Genomic DNA, 14131 nt, shown 5'->3' with positions numbered 1-14131 from the left:
CATTTCGGGATCCTGCCAATATTTCGGCGCGACCTCCATCACCACGTGATATTGGTTCAGCGGGTTGTAGATGGTCGACACCTGGCGCTGGCCAAACGCGTCGTACAACGTATTGTCGATCTGCGCCGGCGTGATGCCGAAACGCGCCGCGGTGGCGCGGTCGATGGTCACCATCGCCTCCAGGCCGCCTTGCTGCTGGTCGGAATTGACGTCCTTCAGCGGCGGCCGCTTCTTCAGCGCCTCGGTCAGCTTGTTGCCCCACGCGTACAGATCGGCGGTGGAATCGCCATACAGCGAGAACTGATATTGCGCGTTGGTCTGCTTGCCGCCGCTGCCGCCCAGATCCTGCGCGGCCTGCAGGAAGGTTTGCGCGCCCGCCACGCGTTCCAGTTGCGGACGCAACCGGTCGATGATCTGGTCGGCGCTGAGCTTGCGATCGCGCTTGCTCTTCAGCGTGACGAACATGAAGCCGGCGTTGGTGGTGCGCCCGCCCCGAAAGCCGGCAATGCTGAGCACGTCCGGATCCGACTGAATGATGTGCATCATGACGCCGAACTTCTTCTCCATCTCCTGGAACGAGGTGGACTGATCGACCTGAATGCCGCCGATCAGCACGCCCGTATCCTGCTGCGGAAAGAAGCCCTTCGGCACGATCACGTACAGCGCCATGTTCAGCCCCACGGTGGCCACCAGCGACAGCAGCGTGATGCGCCGGTGCCGCAGCGCCCACTGCAGCGTGCGGTCGTAGCCGCCCTGCAACCGCGCGAAGCCGCGCTCGAGCCAGCGCGACAGCCGCCCTTCCCGGCGATGCTGGCCGACTTCGGGCAGCAGGCGCGCGCACATCATCGGCGTGAGCGTCAGCGAGACGAACAGCGACACCACGATCGCCAGCGACAGCGTCATCGCGAATTCGCGGAACAGCCGGCCGATCAGCCCCGTCATCAGCAGGATCGGCAGGAACACGGCGATCAGCGAGAGGCTGATCGACAGCACCGTGAAGCCCACCTCGCGCGCGCCGTCGAGCGCAGCCTGCATGCGCGGCTTGCCGTTCTCGATGTGCCGCATGATGTTCTCGAGCACCACCACGGCGTCGTCCACCACGAAGCCGGTGGCCACGATCAGCGCCATCAGCGAGAGGTTGTCGAGCGAGAAGCCGAGCAGATACATCGCGCCGAACGTGCCCATGATCGAGATCGGCACGGCCACGCTCGGGATCAGCGTGGCGCGCCAATTGCGCAGGAACAGGAACACCACCATCACCACCAGCGCCACGGCCATCAGCAGCGTGTGCTCGGTGTCGGCCAGCGACGAGCGGATAGTGACCGAACGGTCGAGCACGGAATCGAGCGCGACGTCGGGCGGCAGCGCGGCGGCCAGCCTCGGCAGCGCCGCCTTGACGCGATCCACCGAGTCGATGATGTTCGCGCCGGGCGAGCGGTACAGGATCACCAGGATCGCGGATTTGCCGTTGGCGCGGCCGAGGTTGCGCACGTCCTCCACCGAATCGAGCACCGCGCCCACGTCCGCGAGCCGCACGGCGGCGTGGTTGCGATAGGCCACCACCAGATCGCGGTATTGCGCGGCCGTCGACGCCTGATCGTTGGTATAGAGCTGGTAATGGGTGGGGCCGAACTCGATCGCGCCCTTCGGGCTGTTCGCGTTGGCCGACGCCAGCGCCGCGCGGATATCCTCCAGGCCGATGCCGTAATGGAACAGCGCGTGCGGTTCCAGCTCCACGCGCACGGCCGGGTTGGCCGCGCCGAACACGTCCACCTCGCCGACCCCCTCGATCTGCGAGAGCGCCTGCTGCAACACCGTGGACGCGGCGTCGTACACGCGCGCCGGCGAGGCGGTGTCGGACGTGACCGACAGCACCATGATCGGCGAATCGGCCAGGTTCACCTTCTCGAACGTCGGGTTGCTGCGCAGGCTGGTGGGCAGATCGGCGCGCGCGGCGTTGATGGCGGCCTGCACGTCGCGCGCCGCGCCGTTCAGATCGCGTTCGAGCACGAACTGCAGGCTGATCAGCGAATTGCCGAGCGAACTCGTGGAATTCATCTTGGTGACGCCCGCGATCGCGCCGAGATGCCGTTCGAGCGGGCTGGTCACGCTGGTGGCCACGGTTTCCGGGCTGGCGCCGGGCAGGTTGGCGAACACCGAGATGGTCGGGAAATCGACGCGCGGCAACGGCGACACCGGCAATTTCACGAACGCGAACACGCCGGCCAGCGCGATGCCGATCGCGAGCAGCGTGGTGGCGACCGGGCGCCGGATGAACAGGCCCGACAGGTTCATGCGCGCGCGCCGCCTGCCGAAGCGTCAGGACGGACGGCGAGCCGGGCGTACGGGCCGAACGCCCGGAAGATTGGTGTCTGCATGGATTGCCGCTTCGTTCTCGTTGCGTGCGCCGGCAGCGCTCGCGCTTGCGCGCCGCCGTCTCTCAGGTCGATCGCGTCGCACCGGCCGTCACCCACGGCCCATGCGCGCCGACGAGCGCCTGCCGCCATCGCGGCGGATCGGGCATTCGACCGTCGCGGCGCGCAGAAGATTCCCGGCGAGTCGGGAATCGCGCCCGAGGCTGGCGTCGTCGCCCGCTATTGTAATGATCCGGCGGGGCGCACGCGCGGGCGCGGGCTTACTGCGGCGTCTCGCGGTAGTTCGCGAACTTCGACATCTGGCCGATGCCGGGATTGAAGCAGTTGCATGGATCGAGCTCGCGGTAGAACGCGGCCAGCGCCGGCTTCGCGCGATACAGGTGGCCGACGTTGTGCTCGGCCGGGTATTCGGCGCCGCGCGCGTCGAGCAGGTCCCACATCCGGTGCTCGACGGCCAGGCAATCGTGGCCCTTGCGAACGATGTAGTCCTGATGAAACACGTGGCAGAGGAAATGGCCGTAATAGAGCTTGATCGCGATGGTGTCCTCGATCGCCTTCGGCAAGGTCTCCACCCAGTCGCGGTCGTTGCGCCGCAGCGCCACGTCGAGCGCGACGATGTCCTCCACCGCGTCGCTGTGGATCGCGCGGTAGCGCACCGCCGCGCCGGCCGCCGCGAAGCGCAGCAGGAACGCCTTGGCCCCCTCGTCGGGCGTGCACTCGAAGAAATCGCCGCCCTTCTGCGCAAAGTAGGCCGCGAGCCGCTCGCGCGTGGCCGCCACGCTGTCGGCCGACACCTTCAGCATCAAGTGATGCTCGAAACGCTCGCGATACGCCTTCATGCGCGGCGGCAGATGGCTCGGGAACAGCCGGCTCGCCGCCTGCAGCACGCGGTCGCTCAGATGTTTCGGCAGGAACCCGAAACGATTGGCGATCGCGTCGAAGCGGCTTTTCATGGCGAAAAGCGTCGGCAGCCGCGCGGTGCCGAGATGATGGATCGCCAGGAACGTGTCCTTGCCGTAGCGCTCGGCGATGTCGAACGCGTCGCGGTGCAGGTACTCGCCCGAGATCGGCAGTTGCGGCAGGTCGCGCAGCACGATGCGGCGGATGTCGGTCAGCTCGTCGGGGGAATTCGTGCCGATATAGAACACCTGGGTGCCCTGCTCGATCGGGAACGTGTCGAGCCGCACCGCGAACACCATCAGCTTGCCGGCCGAGCCGGACGCCTCGTGCAGGCGGCGCGGATCGGCGTTGTAGCGGGCCGGCGTGTCGGCGTCGATCTCGCGCACCTCGTCGGCGTAGCCGCGATCGGAGGCCGCGCCCGCGTCGTGGCGGATGTCGGCATCGGAGAACGCGCGGCGCTCGATCCGGTCGAGGATCGCGGCCGGATCGTCGCCCAGCGCCACGCCGAGGTGATTGACCAGGTGCAGGCGGCCGGTTTCGTCCACGCGGGCGAACACCGCCATCTCGGTGTAGGCCGGGCCGCGCCGCACCAGCGCGCCGCCCGAGTTGTTGCAGACGCCACCGAACACCGACGCGCCGATGCAGCTCGAGCCGATCACCGAATGCGGCTCGCGGCCGAGCGGCTTCAGCGTTTTTTCGAGCTGGTCGAGCGTCGCGCCGGGCAGGCAGATCACCTGCCGCCCTTCGTCGATCACGTGGATCGTGTTCATGCGCGTGGTGCTGACGATCACGATGTCGCGATCGTAGGCGTCGCCGTCGGGCGTCGAGCCGCCCGTCAGGCCCGTGTTCGACGCCTGCGTGATGACGATGACCTTGGCCGCCACGCAGGCCTGCAGCACCTTCCACTGCTCGACGATCGAGCCGGGCCGCACCACCGCCAGCGCGCGGCCCGAGCCGAAGCGAAAGCCGGTGCGATAGCGCCGCGTGGCCTCGTCGCCCACCAGCACCTCGTTCGCGCCGACGATGCCGCGCAACGCCGCCAGCAGCGCCGCGCCGTCCGCGCGCCCCGCCGGGTTCGATCCGATCGATCCGTCCGCTGCCTCGTGCCCTGCCGTCATCGTGTTCTCCGTGCGTGATTGGCGCGATGCGCGGCGATCCGCGCACCCCATGGCGGAAAGCATAGAATCGCGGCAATCATTAGTCCAATATCTCGATACCGCGATTTGAAGACGAAAACGATATGGAATTCCGTCAGCTTCGCTATTTCCTGGCCGTCGCCGAGCACCTGCACTTCACCGAGGCGGCGGCCTCGCTCGGCATCGCCCAGCCGCCGCTGAGCCAGCAGATCCTCAAGCTCGAACGCGAGATCGGCGCGCGGCTGTTCGTGCGCCATCCGCGCCGCGTCGAGCTGACCGAGGCCGGCCGGGCGCTGGCCGAGCGCGCGCGGCGCATCGTCGACGACGCGCAGCAGGCGCTGGTGGAAGCGCGCAACGCCGGGCGCGGCGAAACCGGCCGGCTGTCGCTCGGCTTCGCCGGCTCGACCGTGTTCCACCCCGCCATCGCGCTGACCATGCAGCAGTTTCGCCACGATTACCCGCGCGTCGCGATCGGCTGCGAGGAGAGCAACAGCGTGACGCTGCTGGACAAGGTGGGCAGCGGCCAGATCGACGCCGCCATGGTGCGCATGCCGCTGCAGTGCGGAGAACTGATCGTCGAGCCGCTCGCCGGCGAAGCCATGATCGCCGTGCTGCCGCGCGGGCACCGGCTCGGCCGCCGCAAGCGCATCGCGCTGGCCGATCTGGCGAACGAACCGTTCATTCTGTTTCCGCGCGGAATCGGGCCGAATCTCTACGATTCGATCATCGGCGCCTGTCATGCGGCCGGGTTTTCGCCGTCGATCGGGATGGAATCGCCGCAGATTTCGTCGGCGGGCAATCTCGTGTCGGCGGGGTTCGGCGTGGCAATCGTGCCGGCGTCGATGCGGCAGGTGCAGGTGGAGGGCGTGAGCTTCCACGAATTGCAGGGCAGCCCGCTCGGCACCGGGATCGCGCTGGTGCACCGGCCGCGCGAGGCCTCGCCTACGGTGCGGAATTTCGTGCGGGTGGTGCGGGCACGGCATCGCGACGCGGCGGAAATACCGGCATCGTTTCGCGAAGCGCCTTGAACACCGAGGCGGTGTCGTGCAGATCGGTTTGCAGCGCCGAGCCGGCCCGCAGGCTTTCGCCGGCCGCCGCGAACGCCTGCCGGGCGGCCGCCTGAGCCGCGCGTGCCTCGGGGCCCAGCGCCGTATCCCACTGCCTGAGCAACCGGGCGGCGCTGCGCGACGACGCTTCGGCATTCCGCCCGATCGCGTCGGCCGGCACGTTGTCCAGCCGCGCCGAGAGGGTGGCGAGCTGATCCTGCAACGCGACCACCGTACCCGGAACGGTCGGCAGCACGATGCGCGCCCCTGCCGTATCGATGCGCGCGGCCGGCGCATTCGGAAAGAAATCGATGTCGATGTATTGCTGCCCGGTGAGGAGGTTCCCGGTGCGCAACTGGCCGCGCAACCCCTGCGCGACCAGCCGCCGAAGCAAAGCCTTGCCGTCGGGGCTGTCGCCGTTGCCGAGCGCTGCGCGATAGCGCGCGCCGAGCCGCGCCGGATAGAGGTCGAGCAGCGCGATGCCGCTGACGCGCGCCGTCGCGGGATCGGCCTCCATCTCGACCGACAGCACCGTCCCCAGCGCGATCCCGTGGAATTCGACCGGCGCGCCGGCCGACACGTTGCGCAACGATTGCCCGAAGCGCATGGCAACCCGCGCCGCCGGGCCGTCCGTCGCGCTGCGCGCCGCGGCCTCTTCGCTGTCCGAAAGAACGAAACTCGCCTCGTCCGGCGCTGAAGCCGATGCCGCGGCCGCCACGGCTGGCGGCGACGAGAACGCAATGCCGCCCGACAAGGCCGCCGCCAGCGATTCGACATTGAGCCGCACGCCCGCCGAATCGAGCCGGAGATCCACGCCGCTCGCCTGCCACCACCGCGAATGTGCCGTCACGCGCGCATCGAACGGCGCACGGACGAAGGCCCGCACCCTCACCTCGGCGCCGTCGCGCGAGAGCGCATAGCCGGACACGCGGCCCACCGCCACATGCTCGAAGTACACCGGCGCGCCGATCGTCAGGGATCCCAACGACGCGGCCCGAAGCAGAAATGTCTTGCCCTGTTCGTCCCGCATGACGGCGGGCGGCGCGGCGAGCGCGGTGAAATCGTGACAGCGCGCCGCCGCGCGCCCGACGTCCGCGGCGAGATACGCGCCGGACAGCATCGTCGAGAGCCCGGACGCGCCGCGCCAATCGAGGCGCGGCTGAACGGCCCAGAAATGCGCATCGCACTTCGTGAAGCGCGCCGCCATTGGCCCGAGCGCCACATCGGCGATCACGCCGGTGCGGTCGGCCGTCAGGCGAATGCCGCTCACGCGGCCGACGGCCTGGCCGCGATACCTGAGCACCGACCTGCCGGCCTCGAGCCCGCCGGCCGCCGCCAGCCGGATCGCGATGTGCCGTTCGGCCCGATCGAGCCGTTGCATCGCCAGCGCGCCGAGCACGCCGGCCGCCGCAACCGGCAGAAGCAGCCACGCCAGCCGTGCCAGCCCGCGCGGCACTACAGGTTCCCGCGGATGACGTCGCCCAGGCCCCGCGCGAGCCGCCGCAACAGCCGCCACGTGGTGCGGCAGCGCGGCCTCGCGCGGCGCGCCCGCTCGCTTGCCCGCCGGTGATCGCTCATGCCATGGCTCGATGTTCGAAGGAATCCGGAGGATCGGCGGCCTGCGCTCAGCGCGGCTCGCCGAGGATCAGCGTCAGATAGAGCAACCCGGCGAACACGCCGGCCAGCGTGCCGTAGACGTTGCGGCCAACCGTGCCGAGGCGGACATGCACCGGAATCCCGACCAGCAGGTAAGCCACGCAGAACACGATCGAGACGCCGGCCGGCGGCGACACCAGGTGCGCCGCGGCGAGCATCGCTTGCACGATTCGATCGAACATGAAGGTTCTCCCCAGGCCCGGCGCCGAGCGCGCCACGCACGCCGCCGCCGTGCATCGCGCCGGTTACTTCAGCATCGACACGAGCGCGTCGGCGCCCTTGTCGAGGCCGGTCTTGGCGGCGGCGAGCGAGCCGAACGCGGCCGGCAGGTTCATCGCATTCGGGTATTGCTTCGAGACATAGGCCTTCAGCAGCCGATTGCTGGCGGCGTCGTAGATCTCGACCGCATACGACACCGAACCGCTGAACGCGCCCTGCCCGCCGCGCACCGCCTGCACGCCGTTGTAGAGGTTGCCGGCGATGTCGAAATGCATCGCCTGCCCGATGAGCGGCTTGGTCGTTTCCGCGCCGGTGAGCGTCAGGCGAATCCGCAGGGCACCGGCGGCAGGCTGGCCGACCAGCGCGAAGCGGCTGGACAGCCGCTTCCCGAACGTCTTGCCCATGTATTCCGCGAGCGATGCCTCGTCGTCGGCGCTCAGTTTGCCGAACTGCGCATCGCTGCCGCGATAGACGACCACCGGGTCGAGCACGACTTTGCCGTACTGCGACCAGTCGACCTGCTGCGAATATTCATACGGAATCCTGTCCGAATCGCCGCTTCGGTTGGCTTGCAATTGCGACGACGACGCGATGCCGGAATAGGCCACCGGTTGCACGCCGGCGCAGGCGGCAAGCACGAGCGAGAGGCCGCCGGTGCAGGCAAGGAGAAGAACCCGATTTGCAAACATTGTTGCCTCGTTGAGACGGAGAGAGAGGAGGTGCCGGCGTTCGATCGCCGGCTGGAGACACGACCGGCCGAAGCTTAGCCCAGCCCCTCCAGAATGTAAACCGTCTATCCGGTTTGTTTTTTGGCGCCACGATCTTGGCGTAGAATGGCGCCGTCGCTCGCGATGGCCCGCGGCGGCCGCTCATCCGCCGCGAGCCGTCGTTTGCCGCGCTGCATTCCGATTCTTCGCCGGCCGCTTCGTCGTCGCCCGGCACACCCCGACCTACGCGATACATGGACAATCACACCCGCTCGCAGATTTCCCGCAAGAAAGCCATCGACGCCGCATTGGTCATCCTGACGCGGGATGGCATTGGCGGGCTGACGTTCGACACGCTCTCGCGAGAAAGCGGCATCAGCAAGGGCGGCCTGCTCCATCAGTTCCGCACGCGCAACGGCGTGCTCGCCGCGCTGCTGGAATACCAGCGCCAGCAGTTCGCGGAGATCGCGCAGGCGTATCTGGACACGGAGGGCGCGTCGAAGAAGGAGCCGTGCCTGGCGTCGCAGATCACGGTGTACAAGGAATCGTCCCAGCAACCGCATTCGATTGCGCGAGCGGTGCTGGCGGCGCTGGTCGAGCAACCCGAACTCGCCTGCGACATGCAGGACACCGACGGCCAGATCGTCAAGCAGCTCAAGGCGGAATCGAAAGATTTCGACCTGTCGATGCTGCGTTATTTCGCGGCCAGCGGCATTGCGTTCTGTTCGCTGCTGGGCATTTCGCAGCTTCCGAAGGCCACCGTGACGCGGCTGTTCGATCGCCTGCTCGACGAAGACCAATGGGACAACCTCGGCTCGGCGCCCAAGCCACGCGCGAAAGCGCGTTGACGCGCACGGCGCCCCGCCCGACCCGCACCAGGACGCATTGAGATGATCGAACTTCGCCCCGTGACGGACGCCGATGCCGCGCCCGTCGCCGATCTGGTCGGCCGCCTTTACTCGGAACTGTCGAACGGCGCGAGCGCGGGCCAGGATCGCACCCGCGCCGTCGCCGACATCCTGAAACGGACGGACCGGTGCTTCGGATTCCTCGCGATCGCCGGCGGCGTGGAGATCGGCGTCGCGATGGCGACCGAAGGCGTGGCCATCTTCGCCGGCGGCGCCTATGGGCAGATCACCGAGTTGTACGTTGCGCCCGCGTTCCGTTCGCGCGGCGTGGCTTCGCTGCTGGTGCGGCGCGTTGCCGAGTTGGGGCGCGAGCGCGGGTGGCGGCGCATCGATGTGGGCGCGCCCCGGCAGCCCGAATGGCAACGCTCGGTGCAGTTCTATCTGCGCGAAGGCTTCGTCGAAGTCGGGCCTCGCCTGAAGCTCGACTTGTAAATCGGCGTTTCGGCGTACAGTGGATCCCGCCCGCCGGATCCGCCTTTCCCGGGCGGATTGCAGGCCGTGCCCGTGCCGCGAGGCGCGGGCTTCGTACTTTCTCGGAGGAACGCATGAAGGGATATTGGGTAGTGCTGGGCGGCGACGTCACGGATCCGGACTCGCAAAAGCAATACGGCGCGCTGTGGGCGCCGATTGCCGAAAAGTATCAAGCCAAGCTCAAGGTGCTCGACGCGAAAACGGTGCTGGCGGAAGCGCTCGACACCCAGCGCGTGCTGCTGGTGGAGTTTCCGTCGCTCGACGCGGCCAAGGCCTGCTACGCCGACAGCGCCTACCAGGAAGCGAAAGCGGTCGCGCTCAAGGCGTATCGGCGCGAACTGCTGATCGTCGAAGGCGACTTCGCCTGAGCGACACGGCCCGCGCCGCCCGAACCGGCCGCGCGGCCCTTGAAACAACCGGCAGCCGGCCGCCGCACGCGCGGATCGCGCCGGCCGATATGCCAACGTCACCCCAACGTCAGCGCGCCGCCCAACCCAGCGCCGTCGCGTAAAGCCCCAGGCCGAACACGACATGGCTCGCCAACTGCAACGCGCAGGCCTTGCCCGGCGCCGGCGTGTTGGCGTTGGCAATGCCCGCGCCCATGCCCGGCCCCATCACGAACCAGCCGGCCAGCACCGTCACCACGCCCACGACGAGCGCCGGCAGCAGCGTCGGCGCATCGGCCCATCCCATTCCCCAGATGCCGAGCAGCGCGGCGGCATACACGATGCCCACGACGTAATGGCCCACCCAGCCCAGCAGACGCTCGGCCGGAAACGGCGGCGTGGCGCCGATGCTCTGGTGGTGGAACTGGAAACGCGTCAGGTATCCGAACCATCGGCCGCCCAGCACCCAATTCGCGCGCGGCGCGCCCATCACCTCGGACATGAACACTTTCCAGAGGTCGAATATCGCGGTCGCGCCGCAGCCGATGACGATGCTCGATGCGATGAAGCTTGCTGTGCCTGAGGCGCTCACGATCACTGACTCCGTTGGTTGGTCGACTGCGGGGCACGATACCCGGCGCGACAAGACGCCAAGGATAGGGCAAAAATCGGGGCGGAGTGGGCGCGGCGCCCGGCTATGCCCGGCGCGCCGCCGCGGCGGACCGCCCGGCCCGCGCCGCCAGGATCCCGCCGATCGCCCCGCCGACGTGGCTCTGCCACGAGATGCCCGGCGTGAACGGCAGTGCGCCGATCAGCATGCTGAGCCCATACGCGCCGGCCACCAGCAGCGCCACCGCCACCGAAAGCGCATCCCGCACCACCAGCCCGCGCGCCACCAGATACGCCGCGTAGCCGAACACCAGCCCGCTCGCGCCGATATGCACCGAATACGGCGCACCAAGCAGCCACGCGCACAGCCCCGCGCCGAGCATCGCGCCGATGGTGGCGTCCCGGAAGTTCGCGATGCGCGGCCACATGCAGAGCCAGCCCAGCACGAGCAGCGCCGGGGTATTCGCCGCGATGTGCGCGAGATTCGCGTGCAGCCACGGCGCGAACAGGATGCCCTGCAGCCCGCCGAAGGTGCGCGGCACCACGCCGTGATTCTGCAGATGCAGCCATGGAAACAGCGCGGACACGAAAAACACCGCCCACATCGAGCCGACGAAGCCGGCCAGCAGCGTGACGCGCGCCTTCAATTGCGCGCCGAGTTCCTGAATTTTTCGCATGTCGGGAAACGGGAAAGGGCCATGACGATCGCGCCGCCATCTTAGCCCGAACGCACGCCATTCAGGGCCGGAACTCCACGCATCAACCTCATGTGCGTACCCCGATACGGCCCCTTGAATCGTCGTTGACATGATTGCGATACGCAACTATATTGATTGCTCAACGCAACCAAATGACCCGATCATGACTTCCGCCCACGACGACGCCCCTCCTTCCCCCGACACGGTCCGCCAACTTCGCGAACACTCGCGCAAGCTCGTCCGCGAGCTGGGCTTCATGCGCGAGAGCCTCGCGGACAGCGATCTCGCGCCGTCCGCGGTGCACACGGTGCTGGAGGTCGGCGCGTCGCCCGGCATCAACGCGAAGGAACTGGCGGGCCGGCTGCGGCTCGACAAGTCGAACACGAGCCGGCAGATTTCGCGGCTGGAGGCGGACGGCCTGATCGAGCGCCGCGTGTCGGACGGCGACGCCCGCTCGTCGGATCTCTATCTGACCGCCGGCGGCAAGCAGCTCAAGCAGAAGATCGACCGGTTCGCGTCGTCGCAGGTGTCGAACGCGCTGCAGCGCCTGAGCCCGGCCGACCAGCAGGCGCTGGTGCGCGCCGTGGGCCTCTACGCCGATGCGCTGAGCCACGACAACCTGGCCGCGCCCACGCCCGAAGCGGCAGCGCCGGCAATCGTCGAAGGCTATCGCCCGGGCTGCATCGGCGACATCGCCGGCCTGCACGGGCGCTTCTATGCCGAGCACTGGGGCTTCGGCGCGTTCTTCGAGAAGCGCGTGGCCACCGAGCTGGCCGCGTTCGCCGATGCGCTGCCGGCAACCGGCAAGGCGCTGTGGCTGTGCGAGGCCGACGGCCGGACGCTGGCCTCGCTCGCCATCGACGGCGATCCCGGCACGCAATCCGGCCATCTGCGCTGGTTCATCGTCGACGACGCGCTGCGCGGCACGGGCATCGGCCGGCAGATGATGGCGCGCGCCATGCAGTTCGCCGACGCGCACTATCGCGACGTCTACCTGACCACGTTCAAGGGCCTCGACGCGGCGCGCCATCTGTACGAGTCGTTCGGCTTCACGCTCGACGAGGAAGCCGAAGGCACGCAATGGGGCACCCGCGTGACGGAGCAGCGCTTCGTGCGGCAGCGGCCCGCCGCCTGAAATCAGCGGCTCGCGGGTGCGCCGGCCACCGCGTTCCCGCTCGCGGGCGTATCGCGCCGCAAGCCGTCGAGAAACACCTTCAGCCCCTCGAGCAGCGGCGTGATCGCCTGCCACAGCGCCTCGTCGTGCAGCAGCTTGTACGCGCCGGTCACGCCGGGCGCGGTGTCGTGATGCGCGGCCGGCTGCCAGGCGGCGATGTGCTGAACCGCATCCGACGCGGCGAACGCGGCCTTCTCCAGATGCCCGGGCGGAATCCGCGACAGCGCGTTCAACAGCACGACCAGGTTCTGGATGCCGTTCTGCGCGGCGGGCTGGCCGAGGCCGCCGAGCACGTCGGCGATCTGGCTGTTGGCGTCGACGAAGTTGTGCGCGACGCGCAGGAAACCGTTCTGATGCAGGCTGTCGAGCAGGTGGCCGAGCGCATCGTGCGCGGGCTTGGGTTGCGACCGCGCCGGGTCGGTGTCGAAGGAATCGGCCATCGTGGGTGCTCCGGTGGATGCCGCGTCGGACGACGGGCGGGACGGATCGGCGGCGGCGCGGCAGGCGGCAGGCGCCGCGCCGGTGAGCGAACGATCGTGACACAGGCCGCGCGCCGGGCATCGCGCACGCCAGCCGGCGCTTTTCGGCCACATCGCGCCCGAAGCGCGCCGGCAGGCGGCCGGCGCGAACGATGCACACGCAACCATCGCCGCGCCGAGCATCGCGCGTGCCCGCCGCGCCGCACGCCGTCCTTCAATGGGCTTTCCGGCAGCTGACAGCGCCCGTCAGGCGGCCGCGCGCGGAAACGTCAGCACGAACCGCGTACCCTGCCCGTCGCTCTCGACATGGGCCGCGCCGCCATGCAGCTCCATCACCGAGCGCACGATCGCGAGGCCGAGGCCGGCCACGCCGCCGTCGGCTCCGGCGACCTGCCGGCTGCGCGCCGGATCGCCGCGATAGAAGCGGTCGAAGATCCGTTCGCGCAGGTCGGCCGCGATCGGCTCGCCCTGGTTCATCACCGTCACCGTCAACGCCGCGGGCGTGTCGTGGGCGATCAGGCGGATCGCGCCGCCGCGCGGCGTATAGCGCAGCGCGTTCGCGAGCAGGTTGCCGATCGCGCGCCGGAACAGTTCGAGATCGGCCGACAATTGCCCCCCGCCGTCCACCGCGAGCGTGGAGCCGGCCTCCTCGGCCAGCCCCTCGAAATACCCGGCAATCCTCAGCAATTCCTCGCGCACGTCGAAGCTGCGGCGATGCGTGACGAAGCCCGGATGCTCGGCGCGCGCCAGGAACAGCACGTTCTCGATCATCCGCGACAGCCGTTCGTATTCCTCCAGATTCGATTCCAGCAGCGCCTCGTATTCGCCCGCGCCGCGCGGGCGGCTCAGCGCCACTTCGGTCGCGCCGCGCATGTTGTTGAGCGGCGTGCGCAGGTCGTGCGCGAGATCGGCGCTGAATTGCGACAACTGCCGGAAGCCGCGTTGCAGGCGCGCGAGCATCGCGTTGACGGCCTCCACCAGCGGCGCCAGCTCGCTCGGCACGCCGCGCGCGTCGAGCCGCGCATCGAGCCGATCCACCGTGATGCGGCCGGCGTCGGCCACCACGCCGCGCAGCGGCCGCAGCGAGAGCCGGATCAGCGCATAGCCGATCAGCATCGAGAGCGCCGCGCCCGCGCCGCCCGCGAGCCACAGCGTGTCGCGGTAGCGGTCGAGCAGCGCGCGGCCGTCGTGCAGGTTGCGGGCGACGACCAGCACGATCAGGCTGCCGTCGCGCAGCCGCGCGTCGGTCACGATGCCGTGCACCGGCATGCCGTCGCGCGCCGTCCAGGCGACGATCTGCGTATCGACGATGCGCGCCTGCGAATCGACGTGCGGCGTGTCGCGCGGCACGACGGCGGCCAGCCGGA

Annotated in this window: 14 protein-coding genes; 5 read left to right on the top strand and 9 right to left on the bottom strand. The window is 69.0% G+C overall.

Annotated elements, in window-relative coordinates; translation table 11 throughout:
* Together G3N92_RS21765 and dld are read right to left on the bottom strand one after the other, a co-directional pair.
* Positions 1 to 2295 (bottom strand): efflux RND transporter permease subunit (locus tag G3N92_RS21765; protein WP_206129650.1); only part of this gene is annotated, 2295 nt, incomplete at its 3' end.
* Positions 2296 to 2635: 340 nt separating this feature from the next.
* Positions 2636 to 4393 (bottom strand): D-lactate dehydrogenase, encoded by a 1758-nt coding sequence (gene dld, locus G3N92_RS21760; protein ID WP_206129649.1) that lies wholly within the window; start codon positions 4391 to 4393, stop codon positions 2636 to 2638.
* 122 nt (positions 4394 to 4515) lie between these two features.
* Between dld and G3N92_RS21755 the strand changes: the two genes are divergently transcribed.
* Complete coding sequence (locus tag G3N92_RS21755) at positions 4516 to 5439, top strand: LysR family transcriptional regulator (RefSeq protein WP_206129648.1); 924 nt, start codon at positions 4516 to 4518, stop codon at positions 5437 to 5439.
* Here G3N92_RS21755 and G3N92_RS35535 read toward each other — a convergent pair.
* The 3 genes from G3N92_RS35535 to G3N92_RS21740 all read right to left on the bottom strand — a co-directional run bounded on the left by G3N92_RS35535 (position 5354) and on the right by G3N92_RS21740 (position 8021).
* Positions 5354 to 6913 (bottom strand): MlaD family protein, encoded by a 1560-nt coding sequence (locus G3N92_RS35535; protein WP_206129647.1) that lies wholly within the window; start codon positions 6911 to 6913, stop codon positions 5354 to 5356. The two genes, G3N92_RS21755 and G3N92_RS35535, sit on opposite strands and share 86 nt — an antisense overlap.
* A 169-nt stretch (positions 6914 to 7082) precedes the next feature.
* On the bottom strand, positions 7083 to 7295 hold the full coding sequence (locus G3N92_RS21745; protein WP_241014943.1) for a hypothetical protein: 213 nt from the start codon (positions 7293 to 7295) through the stop codon (positions 7083 to 7085).
* 63 nt (positions 7296 to 7358) lie between these two features.
* On the bottom strand, positions 7359 to 8021 hold the full coding sequence (locus G3N92_RS21740) for a DUF3313 domain-containing protein (RefSeq protein ID WP_206129646.1): 663 nt from the start codon (positions 8019 to 8021) through the stop codon (positions 7359 to 7361).
* Between the two features lie 272 nt (positions 8022 to 8293).
* On the opposite strand from G3N92_RS21740, the gene G3N92_RS21735 reads away from it, so the two are divergent.
* The 3 genes from G3N92_RS21735 (at position 8294) to G3N92_RS21725 (ending at position 9786) form a co-directional block, all read left to right on the top strand.
* Positions 8294 to 8887: a TetR/AcrR family transcriptional regulator gene (locus tag G3N92_RS21735; protein ID WP_206129645.1), complete on the top strand. Its 594-nt coding sequence runs from the start codon at positions 8294 to 8296 to the stop codon at positions 8885 to 8887.
* Positions 8888 to 8929: 42 nt separating this feature from the next.
* The gene (locus G3N92_RS21730; RefSeq protein WP_206129644.1) at positions 8930 to 9379 is read left to right on the top strand and encodes a GNAT family N-acetyltransferase; all 450 of its coding nucleotides are present in this window, start codon (positions 8930 to 8932) and stop codon (positions 9377 to 9379) included.
* A gap of 113 nt (positions 9380 to 9492) precedes the next feature.
* On the top strand, positions 9493 to 9786 hold the full coding sequence (locus G3N92_RS21725; protein WP_206129643.1) for a DUF1330 domain-containing protein: 294 nt from the start codon (positions 9493 to 9495) through the stop codon (positions 9784 to 9786).
* 109 nt (positions 9787 to 9895) lie between these two features.
* On the opposite strand, the gene G3N92_RS21720 is transcribed toward G3N92_RS21725, so the two are convergent.
* Both G3N92_RS21720 and G3N92_RS21715 read right to left on the bottom strand, forming a co-directional pair.
* Positions 9896 to 10396: a DUF2938 domain-containing protein gene (locus G3N92_RS21720; protein ID WP_206129642.1), complete on the bottom strand. Its 501-nt coding sequence runs from the start codon at positions 10394 to 10396 to the stop codon at positions 9896 to 9898.
* 103 nt (positions 10397 to 10499) lie between these two features.
* Positions 10500 to 11090, bottom strand: a complete 591-nt coding sequence (locus tag G3N92_RS21715) for a rhomboid family intramembrane serine protease (protein ID WP_206129641.1) — start codon at positions 11088 to 11090, stop codon at positions 10500 to 10502.
* A gap of 184 nt (positions 11091 to 11274) precedes the next feature.
* Between G3N92_RS21715 and G3N92_RS21710 the strand changes: the two genes are divergently transcribed.
* The gene (locus G3N92_RS21710) at positions 11275 to 12246 is read left to right on the top strand and encodes a bifunctional helix-turn-helix transcriptional regulator/GNAT family N-acetyltransferase (RefSeq protein ID WP_241014942.1); all 972 of its coding nucleotides are present in this window, start codon (positions 11275 to 11277) and stop codon (positions 12244 to 12246) included.
* A gap of 2 nt (positions 12247 to 12248) precedes the next feature.
* Here G3N92_RS21710 and G3N92_RS21705 read toward each other — a convergent pair whose 3' ends face one another.
* On the bottom strand, positions 12249 to 12725 hold the full coding sequence (locus G3N92_RS21705; protein WP_206129639.1) for a hypothetical protein: 477 nt from the start codon (positions 12723 to 12725) through the stop codon (positions 12249 to 12251).
* Between the two features lie 285 nt (positions 12726 to 13010).
* Positions 13011 to 14131, bottom strand: a 1121-nt coding sequence (locus G3N92_RS21700; protein WP_206129638.1) for a heavy metal sensor histidine kinase, incomplete at its 5' end; no start/stop codon positions are given.

It is taken from the genome of Burkholderia sp. Ac-20379 (assembly GCF_017104645.1).
Lineage (GTDB): Bacteria > Pseudomonadota > Gammaproteobacteria > Burkholderiales > Burkholderiaceae > Burkholderia.
The sequence above is the reverse complement of the archived record's forward strand: the minus strand, read 5'-3'. Positions and strand labels throughout refer to the sequence as shown.